At 68.3% G+C, this 18,512-nt stretch carries 18 protein-coding genes and 2 pseudogenes; 9 read left to right on the forward strand and 11 right to left on the reverse strand.

What is annotated here, in order from left to right; genetic code table 11:
- Positions 1-11 precede the first annotated feature (11 nt).
- A complete protein-coding gene (locus ACN675_RS13785) occupies positions 12-587 on the reverse strand; it encodes a TetR/AcrR family transcriptional regulator (protein ID WP_420751378.1) in 576 nt (191 codons plus the stop codon).
- Positions 588-679: 92 nt separating this feature from the next.
- Here ACN675_RS13785 and ACN675_RS13790 point away from each other — a divergent pair, with 92 nt between their 5' ends.
- The 5 genes from ACN675_RS13790 (at position 680) to ACN675_RS13810 (ending at position 4,607) form a co-directional block, all read left to right on the forward strand.
- Positions 680-1,564 (forward strand): oxygenase MpaB family protein, encoded by an 885-nt coding sequence (locus ACN675_RS13790; RefSeq protein ID WP_420751379.1) that lies wholly within the window; start codon positions 680-682, stop codon positions 1,562-1,564.
- Positions 1,565-1,716: 152 nt separating this feature from the next.
- A complete protein-coding gene (locus ACN675_RS13795; RefSeq protein WP_420751380.1) occupies positions 1,717-1,992 on the forward strand; it encodes a helix-turn-helix transcriptional regulator in 276 nt (91 codons plus the stop codon).
- A 1-nt stretch (position 1,993) separates the two neighbouring features.
- Entirely contained in the window at positions 1,994-2,530 is a 537-nt protein-coding gene (locus ACN675_RS13800; protein WP_420751381.1) for a hypothetical protein, read from the forward strand.
- Positions 2,527-3,417: an ABC transporter ATP-binding protein gene (locus ACN675_RS13805; RefSeq protein ID WP_420751382.1), complete on the forward strand. Its 891-nt coding sequence runs from the start codon at positions 2,527-2,529 to the stop codon at positions 3,415-3,417. Before ACN675_RS13800 ends, ACN675_RS13805 begins: the two co-directional genes overlap by 4 nt.
- Positions 3,414-4,607 carry an ABC transporter permease gene (locus ACN675_RS13810; protein WP_420751383.1) on the forward strand — a complete coding sequence of 398 codons (1,194 nt, stop codon included), beginning with the start codon at positions 3,414-3,416 and terminating at the stop codon, positions 4,605-4,607. Before ACN675_RS13805 ends, ACN675_RS13810 begins: the two co-directional genes overlap by 4 nt.
- 18 nt (positions 4,608-4,625) lie before the next feature.
- On the opposite strand, the pseudogene ACN675_RS13815 reads toward ACN675_RS13810, so the two are convergent.
- The 7 genes and pseudogenes from ACN675_RS13815 to ACN675_RS13845 form a co-directional block, all read right to left on the reverse strand.
- Positions 4,626-4,949 (reverse strand): annotated as a pseudogene (locus ACN675_RS13815) (carboxymuconolactone decarboxylase family protein); the annotation flags it as partial.
- Between the two features lie 32 nt (positions 4,950-4,981).
- Positions 4,982-6,565: a long-chain-fatty-acid--CoA ligase gene (locus tag ACN675_RS13820; protein WP_420751384.1), complete on the reverse strand. Its 1,584-nt coding sequence runs from the start codon at positions 6,563-6,565 to the stop codon at positions 4,982-4,984.
- Positions 6,566-6,610: 45 nt separating this feature from the next.
- Positions 6,611-7,192 (reverse strand): RBBP9/YdeN family alpha/beta hydrolase, encoded by a 582-nt coding sequence (locus ACN675_RS13825; RefSeq protein ID WP_420751406.1) that lies wholly within the window; start codon positions 7,190-7,192, stop codon positions 6,611-6,613.
- Positions 7,193-7,231: 39 nt separating this feature from the next.
- Positions 7,232-8,563 carry an MFS transporter gene (locus ACN675_RS13830; RefSeq protein WP_420751385.1) on the reverse strand — a complete coding sequence of 444 codons (1,332 nt, stop codon included), beginning with the start codon at positions 8,561-8,563 and terminating at the stop codon, positions 7,232-7,234.
- A 100-nt stretch (positions 8,564-8,663) separates the two neighbouring features.
- Entirely contained in the window at positions 8,664-9,716 is a 1,053-nt protein-coding gene (locus tag ACN675_RS13835) for a 3-keto-5-aminohexanoate cleavage protein (RefSeq protein WP_420751386.1), read from the reverse strand.
- A 46-nt stretch (positions 9,717-9,762) separates the two neighbouring features.
- On the reverse strand, positions 9,763-10,653 hold the full coding sequence (locus ACN675_RS13840) for a TauD/TfdA dioxygenase family protein (RefSeq protein WP_420751387.1): 891 nt from the start codon (positions 10,651-10,653) through the stop codon (positions 9,763-9,765).
- A gap of 26 nt (positions 10,654-10,679) precedes the next feature.
- Complete coding sequence (locus ACN675_RS13845) at positions 10,680-11,654, reverse strand: quinone oxidoreductase family protein (RefSeq protein WP_420751388.1); 975 nt, start codon at positions 11,652-11,654, stop codon at positions 10,680-10,682.
- Positions 11,655-11,885: 231 nt separating this feature from the next.
- Here ACN675_RS13845 and ACN675_RS13850 point away from each other — a divergent pair, with 231 nt between their 5' ends.
- Both ACN675_RS13850 and ACN675_RS13855 read left to right on the forward strand, forming a co-directional pair.
- The gene (locus ACN675_RS13850) at positions 11,886-12,908 is read left to right on the forward strand and encodes an AraC family transcriptional regulator (protein ID WP_420751389.1); all 1,023 of its coding nucleotides are present in this window, start codon (positions 11,886-11,888) and stop codon (positions 12,906-12,908) included.
- A gap of 73 nt (positions 12,909-12,981) precedes the next feature.
- The gene (locus ACN675_RS13855; RefSeq protein WP_420751390.1) at positions 12,982-14,040 is read left to right on the forward strand and encodes a YeiH family protein; all 1,059 of its coding nucleotides are present in this window, start codon (positions 12,982-12,984) and stop codon (positions 14,038-14,040) included.
- A gap of 28 nt (positions 14,041-14,068) precedes the next feature.
- Here the strand turns inward: ACN675_RS13855 and ACN675_RS13860 are convergent, their stop codons facing one another.
- The gene (locus ACN675_RS13860; protein ID WP_420751391.1) at positions 14,069-14,860 is read right to left on the reverse strand and encodes a hypothetical protein; all 792 of its coding nucleotides are present in this window, start codon (positions 14,858-14,860) and stop codon (positions 14,069-14,071) included.
- A 208-nt stretch (positions 14,861-15,068) separates the two neighbouring features.
- Here ACN675_RS13860 and ACN675_RS13865 point away from each other — a divergent pair, with 208 nt between their 5' ends.
- Both ACN675_RS13865 and ACN675_RS13870 read left to right on the forward strand, forming a co-directional pair.
- On the forward strand, positions 15,069-16,574 hold the full coding sequence (locus ACN675_RS13865) for a carboxyl transferase domain-containing protein (RefSeq protein ID WP_420751392.1): 1,506 nt from the start codon (positions 15,069-15,071) through the stop codon (positions 16,572-16,574).
- A gap of 631 nt (positions 16,575-17,205) precedes the next feature.
- Positions 17,206-17,598 (forward strand): hypothetical protein, encoded by a 393-nt coding sequence (locus ACN675_RS13870; protein ID WP_247848501.1) that lies wholly within the window; start codon positions 17,206-17,208, stop codon positions 17,596-17,598.
- Here ACN675_RS13870 and ACN675_RS13875 read toward each other — a convergent pair.
- Positions 17,577-17,960 carry a hypothetical protein gene (locus ACN675_RS13875; RefSeq protein WP_420751393.1) on the reverse strand — a complete coding sequence of 128 codons (384 nt, stop codon included), beginning with the start codon at positions 17,958-17,960 and terminating at the stop codon, positions 17,577-17,579. The two genes, ACN675_RS13870 and ACN675_RS13875, sit on opposite strands and share 22 nt — an antisense overlap.
- Positions 17,961-18,078: 118 nt before the next feature.
- Positions 18,079-18,495: pseudogene (locus ACN675_RS13880) on the reverse strand (alpha/beta fold hydrolase); the annotation flags it as partial.
- Positions 18,496-18,512: the final 17 nt, after the last annotated feature.

An 18,512-nucleotide genomic window follows, 5' to 3' on the forward strand; every position in this document is an offset into this window, starting at 1 on the left:
CCGCCCGGCGGTCACTTCTGCACGGCAATCGAGAGCGTGTGTTCCACGAAGGTGCGGAAGGCCCAGGCCAGGTCGTCCCGGGATCGGTGGGTTCCGCTCTCGTACCCGACGAGCATGTACATCGCGACGGTCGCCTGCCGTTCGGCCAGCTCGCGGTCGCCGGTCGCGTCGAAGAACGCGTCGGCGATGAACTGTCGACGTTCCTCGTCGGCCTCGATCTGGATCGCCCGGACGTCGGGGTCGTGGGCCGCCCACACGCGGATGGCCGCCTCGGTGTCGTGAGGCAGACTGAGGGCGACGTCGATGAGGAATTGGAGCCGCTCGACCGGGTCGGCGACCTCTCGTGCATCGCCGATGAGGCGGTCGCTCTTGGTTTCGCGCCAGTAGCGGATGAGCGCGGACGTGTACTCACCCCAGTTGGGGAACGCGTGGTAGAAGGAGCCGCTGGTGGCGTCGACCTCCTCGCACACCGTCGCGAGTTTCAGTCCGGCGTGCCCCTGCCTGCCGAGCACGTCGAGGCCGGCCTCGAGGTAGCGCAGCTGAGCGCCGCGCGTGGGCACCTTCCTCTTTCCCCCGTCCGAAGCCATGTCTCCTCCGATCCGGCCACGTACTCGATTGTGACCTCTTGCACAAAAATATAACCCTACTTACACTCCGACCGGGACGCGAAGGAGACGCCGTGAGCAAACCCAACCGCAATGCCGGTCTCGACCCGGAGAGCCGATTCCACGAGATCTACCGCAACCTGACCACCTACGAATTCCCGTGGGACTTCAACCAGGCCCTGAGCTTCGCACTGTTCCGCACGTATGCCGTGCCGAGCATCGGGTCCCTGCTCGATGCGACCGGAGCGTTCACCGAGACCACCCAGAAGCGCTACGACGACACCTCGATCCTGCTCGAGGTCCCGCTCCTCCAGGGATTCGACAGCGCCGAGGGCAAGGCCGCGATCCGTCGCATCAACCAGATGCACCGCATGTACGACATTTCCAACGACGACTTCCGCTACGTGCTCTCCACGTTCGTGGTCGTCCCGCAACGCTGGATCCAGGCCTACGGCTGGCGGCAGCTGACCGACGACGAACTGCTCGCCTCGGTCCGCTACTACCAGGCCCTCGGCCGCCACATGGGCATCAAGGATATTCCGGGCACCTACGGCGAGTTCGAGTCGCTGATGGACAGCTACGAGGCCGAGCACTTCGCGTTCGACCCCGGCGCACGACGCGTCGCCGACGCCACGATGGATCTGCTCGCGTCGTTCTATCCGAGCTTCGCCAAGCCGGCGGTCGAACTGTTCAGCCGCTGCCTCATGGACGAGCCGCTGCTCGCCGCATTCCGCTATCGCGAACCCGGAAACCTGGCCCGGAAGCTCTCGGTCGGGGCACTGCGGGGCCGCGCCCGGCTGCTCGCCGTCCTCCCACCGCGACGCAAGCCGCAGTTCGTCCACGATATGCCCCGAATCCGCAGCTATCCCAACGGCTTCGACATCAACAGCATGGGGACCTTCACCCCCGGCTGCCCGGTTCCGCACGCGGCGCCGGCGAAGTCCACCACCCAGCAGTAGCCGTCTCGGGATCCGGCCCGCCGACCGTACGCGTCGGCGGGCCTCCCCTTTTCCGAGCGAATGTATCGCTCGACTCCTCAGATCGACTGAGCGTGCCACTCGCTCGGATGGCACGGTTGACAGATCGTTGGGTTTTCACAACACTTTGTTGCATGAGCCCGGTACGCCGTGGGGAAACCCTCCCCATCTACAACCGGATCCGCGTACTCCGCGCGGACCGCGGACTGAGCCGCAGTCAGCTCGCCGCCCTGGTCGAGGTCAACCCTCAGACCATCGGAGCTCTCGAGCGCGGCGACCACTACCCCAGCCTCGACCTCGCGTTCCGCATCTGCGACGTGTTCGGCCTGCCCGTCGAGGCCGTGTTCTCGCGCACGGAGTTCGCGCCGCTGTCCGCCGGGCTGCACCGTTCCGCACCGAAGGAGGCTTGAGATGCCCGCGCAGAACCTGCTCGAGCGGTACGAGGCGCGTCGCACGCGCAGATTCCTCGACAACCAGGAACGGATGTCCGGGTGGCTCCCGAGCTGGCGCACACGAGCGCGTCGCCGGCTGCTCACCGTGATTCTCGCCGTCGTGCTGGCCTGCATGTTCGTTGCCACGACCGCGACCTATTTCGTCCCGCTCGCCGCACTCGCCTGGCTACCGCTGACACTCGTGTTCCTCGTGACCTGGACGTCCCTGCAGATCGTGTCGAGCCGGCTGTCCGACGCACCCCGGCACGCGCTCGACGAACGGGAGATCTCCGAACGCAACAGCGCCCGGTCGATCGGACTCGGCGTCGCTCAGGTGCTCGTGATGATTCCCATCCTGGCGCTGCTGGTCGGATCGACCATCGACAGCGTCGACCACCAGGACTTGGCCTACGCCGCAGGCGGTTTCACTCTCGCCTCGATCCTGTTCGCCGGCTGCCTGCCCGCGATGATCCTGGCCTGGATCCGCCCCGACGACGACCCGGAGGACCGTCTGTGACCTTGACGCTGAGCCACCTGACCAAACGCTACGGCGACACCGTCGCCCTCGACGACCTGAGCTTCGAGGTCCGGCCCGGCGAACTGTTCGGGTTCGTCGGCAGCAACGGCGCCGGCAAGACCACCACCATGCGCATCACGCTGGGCGTGCTCGCCGCGGACTCGGGTGAGGTGCTGCTCGACGGCAAGCCGGTCGATCTCGATGTGCGCCGCAGCATCGGCTACATGCCGGAGGAACGTGGACTGTATCCCAAAATGCAAGTGGGACAACAGCTGTCGTATCTCGCTCAGCTGCACTGCCTGTCCCGTTCCGAGGCGGACGGCGCGGTGCGCCGGTGGACGGAACGCCTGGGCATCGCAGACCGTCTCGGCGACACCGTCGATTCGCTCTCCCTCGGCAACCAGCAGCGGGTCCAGCTGGCGGCCGCGCTCGTGCACGACCCGACGGTACTCGTGCTCGACGAACCGTTCTCGGGCCTCGACCCCGTCGCCGTGGACGTCATGAGCGAGGTACTCATGGAGAAGGCGAACAGCGGTGTTCCCGTGGTTTTTTCGAGTCACCAGCTCGATCTCGTCCAGCGCCTGTGCCATCGGGTCGGCATCATCGCGAAAGGCCGGATGCGTGCCGTCGGCACCGTCGACGAACTACGCTCCGGCGGCGACGCCCGCCTCGTCGTGCACGCCCCGCAGGCACCGCCCGGCTGGGCGGACGGGCTGCCCGGCGTCGGCACCGTCGAGCACACGGACGGCCGGACGGTGCTGACCGTCGCACCCGGGGTCGACGACCAGCAGATCCTGAAGACCGCACTCGAAACCGGTCCCGTGCACGAATTCTCGCTGCACCGACCGTCGTTGGCCGATCTGTTCCGGGAGGTGGTGTCCGCATGAGCGCCCCGTTGACCACGACACGTGCGATCGGGCTCGTCGCGCGACGCGAGTTCGTCACCCAGGTCCGGAAGAAGAGCTTCGTCGTCAGCAACGCGATCGTGCTCGTCGCGATCGTGGTGGGCATCGTCGCGATGTCGGTCTTCGGCGGATCCGACGACGACCGGCCAACCGTCGGTGTCGTCGCCGCGCCGCAACTGGGCGCGACGCTCGGTGCGATCGGCGAGGCCACCGGCATGTCGCTCGACATCTCCGAAGTACCGGACGCCGAAACCGGTCGCGCGCGGGTCGCCGCAGGCGAACTCGACGTCGTGCTGATCCCCCGCGAGGTCGCGGGTTTCACCGCCGTCACCGAATCGGATATCGACGGCGGGCTGAAGACCGTTCTCGATGCCGCCGTCGTGCAGGACGCACGGTCGGCGGCGCTGACCGAACGCGGAGTCGATCCGGCCGAGATCGCCGACGCCACCGCGCGATCGACCATCGTCGTCGAAGCGATCGACCCGCCGGATCCGGAGCAGGGCCAGCGCGTCGTCCTGTCGATCGTCGCCGTGGTGCTGCTGTACATGCAGATCCTGATGTTCGGCATGTACGTCGCCATGGGGGTCGTCGAGGAGAAGTCGTCGCGTGTCGTCGAACTGCTCCTGTCGACGCTGCGCCCGCTGCAGTTGCTGTGGGGCAAGATCATCGGCATCGGCGCCGTCGGCCTGTTGCAGCTCGCCGCGTACGGCGTCGTCGGTGTCGGAACCGCCCTGGCCACCGACACCCTCACCATCACCGGCACCGCGCTCGGGGTATTCGCGAGCACGCTCGGCTGGTTCGTCCTCGGATTCGCGTTCTTCGCGGTGCTCTACGCCGCCGCCGGGTCGATGGTGTCACGGCAGGAGGACGTGAACTCGACCTCCGGTCCGTTGATGATCGTCATCCTCGCGATGTTCCTCGCCGCGTTCTCGTCCGTCGACGATCCCGACGCCACGTGGAGCACGGTGCTGAGCTGGATTCCACCGTTCTCGGCGATCCTCATGCCCCTGCGGATCGCGGCCGGCGTCGCATCACCGTTCCAGATCGTCGGCACGATCGTGCTCATGATCGCGGTCACCGCGCTCCTCGGTGTCGTGGCCGCGAAGATCTACCAGCGTTCGATCCTGCGGATCGGCCGCACCGTCACGTGGAAGGAAGCCCTCGGGCGGTGACACTGCACCCGAGGTAGCCCGACGTTCCATCTCCTCCACGAGGATGGGAACACCGATGTTGCAGGAGTGGATCCCGACGGTCGTCGCGAACTTCAGGACGTCGAGGATCGCCTCGGGTTCCACTCCGAGTTCGAGTGCGGCGCGGATGTGGCGGCGGACGCCGGGCGCGTACATGTGCAGGCAACTGGCGTCCACCGCGATGCACAGGAGCTGGATCTCCCGGGGCGTGAGCGAGCCGGACTCCAGCGGTTGCATCGCCGCCGCCATGTACTGCTCGGTCCACCCCGGGTCCATCCGGTCCAGGTCGTCCCACAGCGGATTCCAGAAGCCCTCGTCCCGCATGCGTTCCACGGTCGGGCGGGATCCCGGGCCGGTCACGACACGTCCTGTCGCGGAGACGCCGCGGCCTCGACCAGAGCCCGCTTGAGGATCTTCCCGGTGGCGGTCATGGGCAGCACGGTCGTGAACTCGATCCGGCGGGGATACTTGTAGGCCGCCATCTGGTCCCTGCACCAGTCGATCAGCTCGGCCTCGCCGAGTCGTTCTCCCGGCTCGGGGATGACGAATGCCTTGACCTCCTCGCCGTGTCGCTCGTCGGGGACTCCGACGACCGCGGCCAGCGAAACCGCCGGGTGGCTCATCAGCACCTCCTCGATCTCGCGCGGATAGACGTTGAATCCGCCCCGGACGATCAGGTCCTTGGCCCGATCGACGATGTAGTAGAAGCCGTCGTCGTCCCTGCGTGCGAGGTCGCCGGTGCGGAACCAGCCGTCGCGCATCACCTCCGCCGTCGCATCGGGCCGATCCAGATAGCCCTTCATGACGTTGTGCCCGCGCAGCACGAGTTCACCGACCACGTCGGGCCCGACCACGGGATTTCCGTGCTCGTCGACGAGCATCGCCTCGATCCCCCACACCGGAACCCCGATCGAACCGGGCCGCGGGTCCCGTTCGGGGTCACTGAACATCGCCAAAGGCGACGTCTCCGACAGGCCGTAGCCCTCGAGGATGCCGATGCCGAAGCGATCGGCGAACCGGGTCAGGATCTCCACGGGCAGTGCCGCACCGCCGGAGATCGCACGGCGGAGTGTGCAGGCGATGCGCTCCACGTCGACGGACTCGTCCACCGCGCCGAGCAGCGCCCAGTACATCGTCGGCACACCCGCGAACACCGTGACCGACTCGGCGAGCATCAGATCCAGGGCGGCCCTCGCCTCGAATCGGGGCAGGAGCACCAGCGTTGCGCCCACCGACAACCCGGCATTCATCGTCACCGTCTGCCCGAAGGAATGGAACAGCGGCAGCGTGAGCAGGTAGGTGTCGTGGCGCAGCGGATTGCTGTCGAACAGGCGGTTCGCGGTCAGGGCGTTGAGGACCATGTTCGCGTGCGTGAGTTCCGCACCCTTCGGCCGACCGGTGGTGCCGCTCGTGTAGAGCACGACCGCGGTGTCGGTGGGGCAGCGCACCACGGCGCCGGTTCCGACCACCCACCCGGGGTCGACGCCGGGTTGTGCCTCGGTGCCGTCGGCCGTCGTCACCGCATCCGAATCCGCGGAGAGGAAAAGAATTTCACGACAACCGTCCGCTTCCGCGAACGCGGATCGCCCGTACTCGCCCGTCGGCATCTCGCCTGTGCCCTCGAAGCAGAAGTAGAGGACTGCACCGGAATCGTTCAGGTGATAGGCGATCTCGCGGGACTTGAGCAGGGTGTTCAGCGGCACCACCACGCCCCCGGCCTTGAGGATGCCGTAGTACACGGCGGGGAACGCAGGGATGTTCGGGCACGTCAGCGCAATTCGGTCGCCCGGCCGGATGCCGCGGTCGACCAGCAGGGCCGCGATTCGGTCGGCGCGGGCATCCAGTTCGGCGTAGGTCAGACGCTCGGCGCCGTGGACGAGCGCGATCCTGTCCGGGTAGCGGCGCGCGGAATCCTCGAGAAGCACGGAAAGATTGAGCATGGGTGGATAGATCCTGTCGTTGCGGAGTGTGATGTCCGGAGTCACTCACTGTGCCTGTGAGACAACCGGACTCGTATCGTCGATCAGTTCCTGCAGCAGTGTCTCGGCTCCCGGCCAGGGGCCGTACCCGGCCGCGGGATTCAGATGCCCGACGTCACCGAGATCGACCAGTCGGCTCCCCCATGCCTCCGCCATTCCGGCGACCCGGCGGAAGCCGGCGAGCGGATCGGTGCGGCTGGCCGCGACGATACTCGGGAACGGCAGGGTTCGGCGGGGAATCGGCGTCCATCCCCCTCGTTCGAGTTCGTCCGGCGTCGGATATCCGTCCGGCAGCGGCAGTTCGACGTCCGCGGGGGTCGCGAGCAGTGCCCCCTGGATCGGGCGGGTCGGGTTCTGTGCCCAGTGGACGGTGGTGACGACGCCGGCGCTGTGCGCGACGAGTACCACCGGGCCGGTGATGTCGGCGAGGACGGCGTCGAGAGCAGCGACGCGGGCGGCGCGGTCGAGCTTGTGGTGTTCGAGCGGCGGCACGATGCGGGCGTCGTCGAGTCGTTCGGCGAGCAGGGTCTGCCAGTGGTCGGCGACATGGTCGCGCAGGCCGGGCACGATGACCACGGTCGGGGACATGTTCACGAGGGGCTCCGGGGTCGTCGGGGAACGAAGTGGTCAGTGGGTGTGGACGGCGCGGTCGCGCAGCTCGGCGAAGCGCCGCAGACCCGCCGGATACAGTCGCTTGCCTGCGATCAGCGCGACGATGGCGACGACGTAGACCAGCGGCGACAGCTGCAGCGCACCGACGAGTCCGAGACGGTCGGCGAGGATGCCGACGACGAACGGTCCCAGTGCGAGGCCGAGCAGGTTGTTCGCGACGGTGAGGGTGCCCATGGCCGAGGCGCGGACCGAGGAATGGGTGAGGTTGGCGACCATCGCGGCGGTCGGGCCGGACGATCCTGCGGAGAAGAACGCTCCGATGCCGAGGAGCACCAACTGGGCGGTTCCTGCCTCGAGGCGGAACGCCGCTGCCAGGGTCACCAGCGAGATCGCGCAGTAGACGACGGCGGTGGTCCACTTCCGGGCGATGTCCAGGCGCCCGACCCGGTCGGTGATCACGCCGCAGACGACCATGCCGCTGCCGATGAGCAACACGACGATCGCCGCCGCGACGGCCGCCTTGTCGGGGGCGAGCCCGTAGTACCGGTTGAAGAAGCTGGGAGTCCACGAGAGCAGGACCGCTGCGGTGAACATCTGCAGGCCGCCACCGGCGTAGGCACACAGGACCGCGGGGTTGGTGAACAGGCTCGACACGGGAGCCCGGAAGCCGTCCGGCGGTGACGCGACCTTCGTGCCGGGAGTGTCGTCGACCGAATACCGTGCCAGCTTCCGTTCGCTGACGAGGGCGCGGAACAGCGCGACGAGGAGGAGACCGAACACTGCCATCGCGGCGAACGACCACCGCCAGCTCAGATGCACGGCGATCAGGCCACCGAGCGCGACGCCGACGACCGAGCCGAACGAACCGCCGGCCATGAACGCGCCGCTGAGGGTCGCGTGGATCCGCGGTGCGAACACGCTCAGGACCAGTGCGATACCGACGCTGCCGTAGGCCGCTTCGCCGACGCCGACGAGGAACCGGGCACCGAGCATCTGCTCGTAGTTGCTCGCGACCGCGCACAGCAGCGTCGCGACGGACCATAATGCGGCCATGAGCACCAGGCTCTTGACGCGACCCCACCGGTCGGCGAGCAGCGACAGCGGGAGCGTGAGCAACCCGACCATGAGCGCCACGATGCTCGTCAGCGATGCCAGTTCCGAATCAGCCAGTGACCATTCGGATTTGAGAAACGGGAAGACGGCGCTGAGGACCTGGCGCGACATGTAGTCGGAGAGCAGCAGACCGAAGGTGAGTGCGAAGACGATCCACGGGTAGACCCGTGAGCGGGAGCGCGGTCCGGCGACGGGGGCGCCCGGATCGGCGACAGAGGTGGTGTGCAGTCCCATGGGTGCTCCTGGGGAGACGGTTCGGTGAGTGGGGACTCGGGACGAGGGTGCGGTCCCGGGGCACGGTGCGGGTGCGTGCCCCGGAACCGCAGGGGGTGGATCAGGCGTGCTGTGTGAAGCCGACCTGCCCGGGGCGGCGGTTGGGCGCGTAGCCGAGCTTGGCGAGGGTTTCGTCGGCGTCGCGGTAGGTCTGGCCGATCCGGTAGATGTCGCGGGCTTCCTTGCCGGTGGCGACCTCTCGGCCGAGTTCACCGGCGATCCGGACGAGCTGCTGGATCTGCTGGACCGAGGTCATCTTCCGACCCTTGCGGCCCCAGAGGGTGTCCTCGTTGCCGCACCGGGTGTGCAGACCCATCGCGATCGCCATCGCGTTGACGGGAAGCACCGAGCGCATGAGGGTTTCGAGGGTCAGGCACGCGCCGTCGGGGACGCGTTGGATGAAGTTCATGATGTTGTACGGGTTGGGGCCGTCGAAGCCGCCGCCGATGCCGACCCAGGTGAGGTTGAGGGGTCCGGTGTAGACGCCGCGGCGGATGAGCCGTTCGACGGTCTCGAGCTGCGGGATGCTCGACAGCTGGAAGTGCGGCTGGATTCCCGCCGCCTGCAGGCGACGCAGGTGCTCCTCGACCCACTCGGGTCCGGCGGGCACCGTCATCTCGCGGTAGGTCGTCGCCAGCTCCGGGCGTTCCATGGAGGTGCCCGCGATGTCGTCCGCGGTCATCAGTTCCATGATGTTCATCTGCGAGGTGTTGATCGCGATGGTCACCTGATCCGGCTTCGGGTCGAGTTCGGCGAGCATGTGCCGCACATCGTCGTCGAGCCATTTCGCTTCGGCGCCTTCACCTTCCGGAGCGAAGGAAATCGAGCCGCCGACCTGCAGGATCATGTCCGGCACGGCCTCGCGCAGGCCGGCGAGGAGCTCGTTGAACTTCGACAGTCGCTTCGAACCCTTGCCGTCGAGTTCGCGAACGTGGATGTGCAGCACCGTCGCACCGGCGTTGTAGCAGTCCACGGCCTGCTGGATGTGCTGTTCCATGGTCAGCGGCAGGTCTTCGGGAAAGTCGGCGGGTTCCCACTCGGGACCGTAGGGCGCCGCGGTGATGACCAGCTTCTCCTGGCACTCGGGGAACAGGGCGTCGTCGTGGAAATGCATGGGGAGTCTCCGTATCGGTATCGGTATCGGTGAGAACGAGGGAAGGTCAGAACGGCCGGTCGCCGACGATTCCGGCGCGTTCCATCTTGCGGACGGCCGGCCAGTAGTCCTGGACCGCGTAGTGCTGTGTGGATCGGTTGTCCCAGATGGCGATGCTGTTCCGGGTCCACCGCCAGCGCACCTGATACTCGGGGATCGCGGCCTGGGATACCAGGTAGCGCAACAGGTCTCCGGATCCGGGCGCGTAGTCGCAGCCGAATCGCACGTTCTCGGGGGTGTGGTAGTTCACCAGGTGCGTGGTGAAGGAATTGACGAACAGGATCTGCTCGCCGGTCTCCGGGTGGATCCGGACCACCGGATGCTCGGCGTCGGGGAACCGGTCGTGCAGCGCGTGCCGCTCGTCCGTCGCCAGTGCCGCACCGAAGCTCGACTCGATGCTGTGCCGTGCACGCAGGCCTGCGATCTTCTCCTTCACCGCATCCGGCAGGCGACGGTAGGCCTCGACCATGTTCACCCAGATGGTGTCGCCGCCGACGGGAGGTGTCTCCACGCACCGGAGCACGCAACCCATGGGCGGGTTCTCACGCCACGTGGCGTCGCAGTGATAGGCGTTCTCGTAGTGCTCGGGCGCGCTGTCGAGATCCTTGTAGATCCGCACCAGACCGGGATGGTCGGGATGGCTGCCGAGAACGGGGTGGTCCTCGAGTGCGCCGAATCGTTCTGCGAGAGCGACATGCTCGGCGCAGGTGATGTCCTGGTCGCGGAAGAAGAGCACCTTGTGCTCGAGGAGCAGCGCACGCAGCTGGGCGAACAGCGTTTCGTCGCGGGCGACGTCACCGAGGTACACGCCGGACAGTTCGGCGCCGATCGTCGCGGTGAGCCGCTCGACCCGGAATGCGGTGCGGGTGTCGCCGGCCGGAGGGAGCGTTGAGGTCATGGGAGTGTCCTTCGCGGTGGTACAGGTCAGAAAGTGAAGACCGAGGAGCCGACGCTGCGGCCGGATTCGATGTCGCGGTGGGCGCGGACGGCCTCGTCGAGCCCGTACCGCTGGTTGATCTCGATGGTGATGTCGCCCGCCGCGACGTGCGAGAAGAGCTCGCCGGCGAGTTCGGCACGCTCGGCCGGGTCGGCGATGTAGTCCGCCAGCGCGGGGCGGGTCACGTACAGCGAACCCTTGATCGCGAGCTGCATGGCGTCGATCGGGGGGATCGGCCCCGAGGCGGTGCCGAAGCAGACCAGCAGACCCCGTCGGGCGAGCGTGTTCAGCGACGTCTCGTAGGTGGTGGCGCCGATGCTGTCGAACACCACCGGTACGCCCTTGCCGTCGGTGAGTTCGCGGACGCGGGTGGCGACGTCCTCACGGGTGTAGAGGATCACCTCGTCGCATCCGTGTGCCCGGGCGATCGCGGCCTTCTCTTCCGTGGATACGGTCCCGATGACCTTGATTCCCAACAGTTTCGCCCACTGGGTGAAGATCAGGCCGACACCGCCGGCTGCGGCGTGGAGCAGCACCGTATCGCCCGCCGAGAGCGGCCGGATCCGGCGCAGCAGGTAGGAGGTGGTCAGTCCGCGCATCGTCATCGCCGCGGCGGTCTCGAAAGGGATCGCGTCGGGCAGACTGATGAGATGCTCGGCGGGCATCACGCGCTCGGTGCTGTACGCGCCGAGGGGGCTGCCGGTGTAGGTGACGCGGTCGCCGGGCGTGAAATCCTCGACGCCGGCGCCGACCGCCTCGACCACTCCGGCGGCTTCGACGCCCATACCGGCTGGCAGCGGCACCGGGTACAGGCCGGTGCGGAAGTAGGTGTCGGCGAAGTTCATGCCGACGGCCTCGTGACGGATGCGGACCTCGCCCGGTCCTGGGTCTCCGACCTCGACGGCCTCCCAGGTGAGGACCTCGGGGCCACCGGTTTCGTAGAAGCGAACGGCTTTCGCCACGGTATCTCCTTCGCGGCCGCACCGGGTCGCAGACGGGCTGCGACGGGTGGGGCCCGGTTTCGGGGTGCGTTCGATCCCGTTGCGGGATCGCGGAATTCACCGACGCTGTGCGTGTCCGGCTCCGGTGTTCGTGGAGCCGATCTGTGATGTGGCTAACACTACTGGGCTCCCGACCCCTATGCTTATCCTCATGGGACATGACCCTGTTCATTTCGGGACATCGGTGACGACATGAAGCCACTCGCCCGCTACGCATCGCTGAACAACTACGTCGAGCTCGCCCACTCGGCCGGACTCGATCCCGCCCGAATGATCCGCGACGCCGGCCTCGATCCCGCCGGACTCGGCCTCCAGGACCGCTGGGTACCGGCGTCGGCCATCGCGACGCTGCTCGAGAACTCGGCGACGGCGTCCGGCCGCGACGACTTCGGCATCGCGCTCGCCGGACTGCGTCGCTTCTCCAACCTCGGCCCCTTGAGCCTGGTCATCCGCGAGGAACCCGACGTCCGCAGTGCCGTGAAGATGCTGGTGCGCTATCAGCACATGTACAACGAGGCACTGAGGACCCGCATCGGCGAGAACGGCGGGATCACGACCCTGCGCGTCGAACTCGACGTGGGCGTACCCGGCGACTTCCCCCAATCGATCGACCTTGCCGTCGGGGTACTGCACCAGCTGCTGAAGGGATTCCTGGGCCGGACGTGGCGACCGCTCTCGGTGTCCTTCACCCGTCCCGCACCCCACGATCCAGCCGCCCATCGCCGGATGTTCGGAACCGAGGTGCTCTTCGCCGAGAGATTCGACGGAATATCCCTGTACACCAAGGACCTCGACGCACCGAACGCCATGTCGGATCCGCTGCTGCGCCCCTACACCCGGAAGATCCTCGAAGGTGTCGACGCGCGCGAGGACGTCACCACCTCGAGCAGGGTCCGCGACCTGATCGAGCTCCTGCTGCCCACCGGGCGGTGTTCCGCCGAGCAGGTTGCCCGGAGCCTGGGCGTCGATCGCCGTACCGTGCACCGCCAACTCGCCGCAGAGGGTCACACGTTCTCGTCGGTGCTCGACTCCACCCGCGCCGAACTGGCCTCACACATGGTGGGCAACACCCGGTACTCGCTCACCGAGGTCTCCGAACTTCTCGGATTCTCCTCCCCCGCGAACTTCTCCCGCTGGTTCCGAAAGCAGTTCGGCCACAGCCCGAGTCGATGGCGCTCCGGGACCACCGAAGGTAGGTCCCCCGCACCCGAGTAACATATCGAATCGATATGTCCTGATGCCGGAATGCCGTCTATCGGTTTCGGCGTACTCGGGCCACGGTGGGAGAATGGTTCTCTCCCCCACCGCCGCCGCACCTCCGATCCGGACGCGTCTGCGAACCCCGTTGCCGGGGCTCGCATTCTGCGCCGTGGGTGCCGCCGCGGCGCTCGGCATCGCCGCACCGACCGGCGTCAGTCCACTGCTGGTCGCGATCGTCCTCGGTGCGACGATCACCAATTTCGTTGCACTACCGTCCTTCACCGCCTCCGGCATCGCAGTCGCCTCGCGACGGCTGCTGCGCATCGGCGTGGCACTGCTGGGCCTGCAACTGTTGCTCTCCGATGTTCTCGGCCTCGGCTGGGGCGTTCTCGCCCTCGCCGCCGCCGTGGTGGTGGGCGGGATCGCCGGCACCATGGCGGTGGGCCGGCTTCTCGGCATGGAGTGGGGCGAGCGTCTTCTCATCGCGTGTGGCTTCTCGATCTGCGGCGCCGCCGCGGTCGCGGCGGTCGAGGGGGTAACCGCAGCCCGCAAGCAGCACGTCGTCACGGCCGTGGCGCTGGTGGTCGTGTTCGGGACCGCCATGATCCCGGGACTCCCGTTCGCCGTGTCGCTGCTGGGGCTCGACACGACCCGGGCCGGTATCTGGGCCGGTGCTGCCGTCCACGAGGTGGCGCAGGTCGTGGCGACCGGCGGCGCGATCGATGCCGGCCGTCTCGGAACGGCGGGGGCGAGCGCCCTCGCGGTCGCCGTCACCGTCAAACTCGCCCGTGTCGCACTCCTCGCGCCCGTGGTCGCGTGGATCGGCGTCGTCTCCCGCCGTCGCAGCACCGCGGACAGCCCCGCCGGGCGGCCACCGCTGGTTCCGCTCTTCCTGCTCGGATTCGTCGGGTTCGTGGCGCTGCGGGCGACCGGGCTGCTGCCCGACCGGGCGCTCGACCTCGCACGACTCGCCCAGACCGCGCTGCTCACTACCGCGATGTTCGCGCTCGGTACCGGCGTGCGGATCTCCGTCCTCCGCGGGGTCGGCTGGCGCCCGTTCGCCCTCGCGGCCGTCTCCACCGTCTGGGTCTCGGCGATCGCCCTGGGCGGTGTCCTTCTCCTCGACCTCGAGCCGGCGACCGGGTGACCGCGCCACGATGCGACGCGAACGTCGGTCAGCCGAGGTAGCTCCGCAGCGGCGTCGACTCCGGCTGATCGAGCCGCCAGAATGTGCCGCCGTCGCAGGTTTCGGTGTCGCCGCTGATGTAGCTGGCGACGGCGCCGGCGGCGGTCGTCGGGTCCGGGAATCGCCGGCCCTCCATCGGACCGGCCGTGATCTCGAGGGCGCCGGTGGCCGGGTCGAACCTGCCCTTGACGCGATAACCGCCCCGGTCGGCGATCACCCGCAGCCGCAGGTCCTCGACGGCCTCGGGTTCGGTCGACTTGCGCACCGCACCGGCACCCGCCTTCTTCGCACGGTTGCGGGCGCGCCGCTCGGCCTCGGCCTCGGCCGCGTCGTCGTCGGTGTACAGGGTGGTGTCCTTGGCGGCTGCCAGGCCGAGCAGGTCCCAGCAGTCCTTGCCGTGGACGACGCTGCTGAGGGGGATGGCGTGGCTGCCTGTGTGGGTCCGGCCGGGGACATCCGCCATCCAGAGGTCCACCTCGGCGGCGATGCCCGCCGCGACCTCGTCGGAGGGCAGCACGAAGTATCCCGGCGGGTCGCTGCCCAGGTCGACGAACACCCAGAACTGCGGGCCGGTGTCGTCGGTGTCGGGCAGGGCATCCTGCCGTCTGGCCTGCCAGTCCCCGTCGATCCTGGTCCGGACGCGGACGATGCGGCTGCTCCCGTCCGCACCCCGGACCTCGACCGGGTTGCGCGGCAGGTGGTCGAGCCGCTCGGCGCGGCCTCCACGCTGGATGACCTCGGAGATGAAGGCTTGGATCCCTCGACCGGCGGTGTCGTGCACTCGACTGCGTCCATTTCTGTGTCGCGACCCGTACGCCTCGGTGAGCTGTGTTGCGACGGGTCTACGCGGCACGACTCGGGTTTCTGCACTCACAGTACGGGCACGGGGTGCGGCCACAACAGGACGCGTCGGCATCCGGTGGGTCGAGCCGAGTACCGGGCAACCACTCGGGTATAGCTTGACACCAGGATCGACAGGTGGAGGCGACGTGGCCGGCAGCAAAATCTCCGCACGGGAGTTCATCGACAGCGTCCTCGACGAGGGCAGTTTCGTCTCCTGGGACACGACACCCGTCGACGTCGGCGCCGACGAGGCGTACCGCGCCGAACTCGCTCGTGCGGCCGAGCGTTCCGGCGTCGACGAATCGGTGATCACCGGTATCGGCACGGTGCACGGCCGTCCCATCGCGATCATCGCGTGCGAGTTCGCGTTCCTGGCCGGGTCGATCGGGGTGGCCGCGTCCGAGCGCATCGTGTCGGCGGTCGAACGCGCCACCGCCGAAGGTGTGCCGCTGCTCGCGTCCCCCACCTCCGGCGGCACCCGCATGCAGGAGGGCACGCTCGCGTTCGTGCAGATGGTGAAGATCGCCGCGGCGGTCGCCGCGCACAAGGCCGCGCACCTCGGATACCTGGTGTACCTGCGCAATCCGACGACCGGCGGGGTGTTCGCGTCATGGGGTTCGCTCGGCCACATCACCGCCGCCGAACCCGGTGCGCTCGTCGGCTTCCTCGGACCGCGCGTCTACAAGGCGCTGTACCACGAGGAATTCCCGCCGGGTGTGCAGACCGCCGAGAACCTGTCCGCCAACGGCGTGATCGACGGGGTGGCCCCCCTCGAGGCGGTGCGGCGGCTCGTGCACCGCACGCTGCGGGTGCTGGTCGAGCCGAGCAGCCCGGACGAAGGCGCCGAGGCTGCCGTCACGGACATCGACGAGGTGCCGGATGTGCCCGCGTGGCAGTCGGTGATCCTGTCCCGCCGTCCCGAACGGCCCGGTATCCGGCAGTTGCTGCGGCACGCCGCGTCGGCGCAGGTACCGCTGTCCGGCACCGGTCAGGGCGAGGCCGACAAGACGGTGCTGCTCTCGCTCGCCCGGTTCCGGGGCGTGTCGTGCGTGCTGTTCGGTCAGGACCGCAGCGGCCAGTCCGCTGCGCTGACGATGGGGCCGGGTGCGCTGCGCGAGGCGCGTCGCGCGATGCGGCTCGCCGACGAGTTGAGGCTGCCGCTCGTGTTGGTCATCGACACCCTCGGTGCTTCGCTGTCGCGTGAGGCCGAGGAGAAGGGCCTCGCACCGGAAATCGCCCGGTGCATAGCCGATCTGGTGACGCTGCCGACCCCGACGGTGTCGGTGCTGCTCGGTCAGGGCACCGGCGGGGGTGCCCTGGCGTTGCTGCCCGCCGACCGCGTGCTGTGTGCGCAGAACGGCTGGCTGGCGCCGCTGCCGCCGGAAGGTGCGAGCGCGATTGTGCACCGCGACACGACGCACGCACCGCAGATGGCCGCCGCGCAGGGAGTGCGCTCGCGGGATCTGTTGCGCCACGGCATAGTCGACGGTGTGATTCCCGAATTCCCCGACGCCACAGAAGAACCCACGGAGTTCGTGAAGCGGGTCGGCGCGGCCGTGGCCGTCGAACTCGGCGATCTGGCGAGCGAATCCGCCGATACGAGGTACGCGCGGCGGCTCGAGCGCTACCGCCGGCTGGGGTTGCCCGACTGAGAATTCGACCCGGGAGCGTGCCGGCCGGGGAAGGCCACCGCGCGCCTCACGGACACCCTCGGCATCCCGGCACACCACTCCCGCGCCAATGGTGTCTACATTCCGGCGGATACGTCGTGGCGGCACGAGATGCTGTCCCGGTCGTACGGCACCTGCTCGGCCGACTCCGCGACCGCCGCGAGTGCAGTGCGTCGCCGCCGAACTCGACACCTGGGACGATTTGGACCGCCCGGCAAGGGAACTCACGGTGGGGGGGATCACGCTCGACGCTAGACGAGCGAGCCACTCCAGCCGAATAACCTTCCTGCGGTACCCAACCCGCGTACATCAGAGTTGACCACGCGTCGAAACCGACACGCTCGCCACCACCAGAAACTCAGCCGGACCCAGAGAGGCGGCGCCCCGCGACGACGGTCCGCGGCGCCGCCTCATCCTGCACTCTTGACACGCCGACGTCCATATCAGAGGCGCGGGAAGTCGGAATGGTTCCCGCGATCGGCTGTTTGCTTCCGGTCCGGTCCTCCGCCCGGCCGCCGGCTCGTCGGCGGTGCCCGGCGAGCCCGTCGGTCCGAGCGAGAACCTGGACGGCATTGAGAGTGTGATTTACCCTGTGATTAGGAGGTGGATTGCAATGACAACCGCACACCCACGACCCGACCTCGCCGCCTACAACGACGCCGCCCGCATGACCCAATCGGAGCTGGTCACAGCGCTGCGCGAGCTCCTCGGTGCCAAGCTGGTCGCGTACCTCGGGAAAGTCAAGGAAACCCGAGCTGTCCGCCAGTGGGCCGAAGGCACCCGCACCATCAACAACGAAACCGACGTCGAACGCCTCCGCATCGCCTACCGCGCCGCCCGACTGATCGCAGAACGCGACACCCCGGCCGTGGCCCAGACCTGGTTCCAGGGCCTGAACCCGATCCTCGACGACCGCCCGCCGGCGCTGCTGCTCCGCGAGGGCGATCTCCCCGACGTCGGCCCGAAGGTCCTCGCCGCTGCCCGTCAGTTCGCAGCGGTCGGATGAACGCACCCGACCGAACGCTGGGTGGTGAGAAAGCGGTCCGCGTCGACCGGGCGGACCGTGCCGGTGGCGAGTTCCTCGACGTGGTCGAGCACCGGAATCAACGCCTCGCCGAGGGTCGCGCCGGCCGGGATCGGCGGCAAGTCGTGGAAGCGGCCGTTCGGCACGAGTTCGGCGACCCGGCGGACGGCGTCCCGGGCGAACAGGGTGTCCGGCTGGTGCAGCACCTCGGCGCGGCACTGGATCGAGGGCAGCACCTGCGCGTAGTTCGCCCCGCATCGCCCACTCGAGATGTTGCTGCGCAGTTGCCGGTGTGGCAGAACAACGTTCGAGCAGAGCCATGATGCGACGGTTGTGCGGAACATCGAGGGTGGGATGCGTCAGAGAGGTCAGTTCTCCGTGCCCCCAGCGCGCATACGCACCCCGGAACGAATCGACGAACCGGTCCCGTTGGATGCGGGTCCACCCGGGCGGCGGCTCGTCGTTCTCGGACAGCAGAGCCTCCGACCAGGGCTCGGCGAGGACCAGCCCGGAGACCCGGTCGGGACAGCGGGCGGCGAGCAGGGCGACCGCCCCGCAGGTGCTGGACGCTCCGACCAGTGTCACCTGTGCGACACCGGCGTCGTCGAGGACCGCGAGGACATCGTCGGCCTGCTCCTCGAGGGTCGGGACGTGATCGACGGGATCGGACAGCCCGAAGCCGCGCCGCTGGAAGAACAGCGACCGCGCGAATCTGGAGCAGCGTTCGAAGTTGTAATGCAGATGCGGATCGGTCCACATCAGGTCCGGGTGCATCATGTCCTCGAAGAACCAGGCCACCGGGTGGGGTCCGCCGCCCATCAGCTGGTACGCCAGTGCGTGGCCGTCGCGCTGGATGTACCGCGTCACGGGCGGGTCCATGGGACAACGATAGGCGG

Source organism: Rhodococcus sp. O3 (assembly GCF_048897285.1).
Taxonomy (GTDB): domain Bacteria; phylum Actinomycetota; class Actinomycetes; order Mycobacteriales; family Mycobacteriaceae; genus Rhodococcus.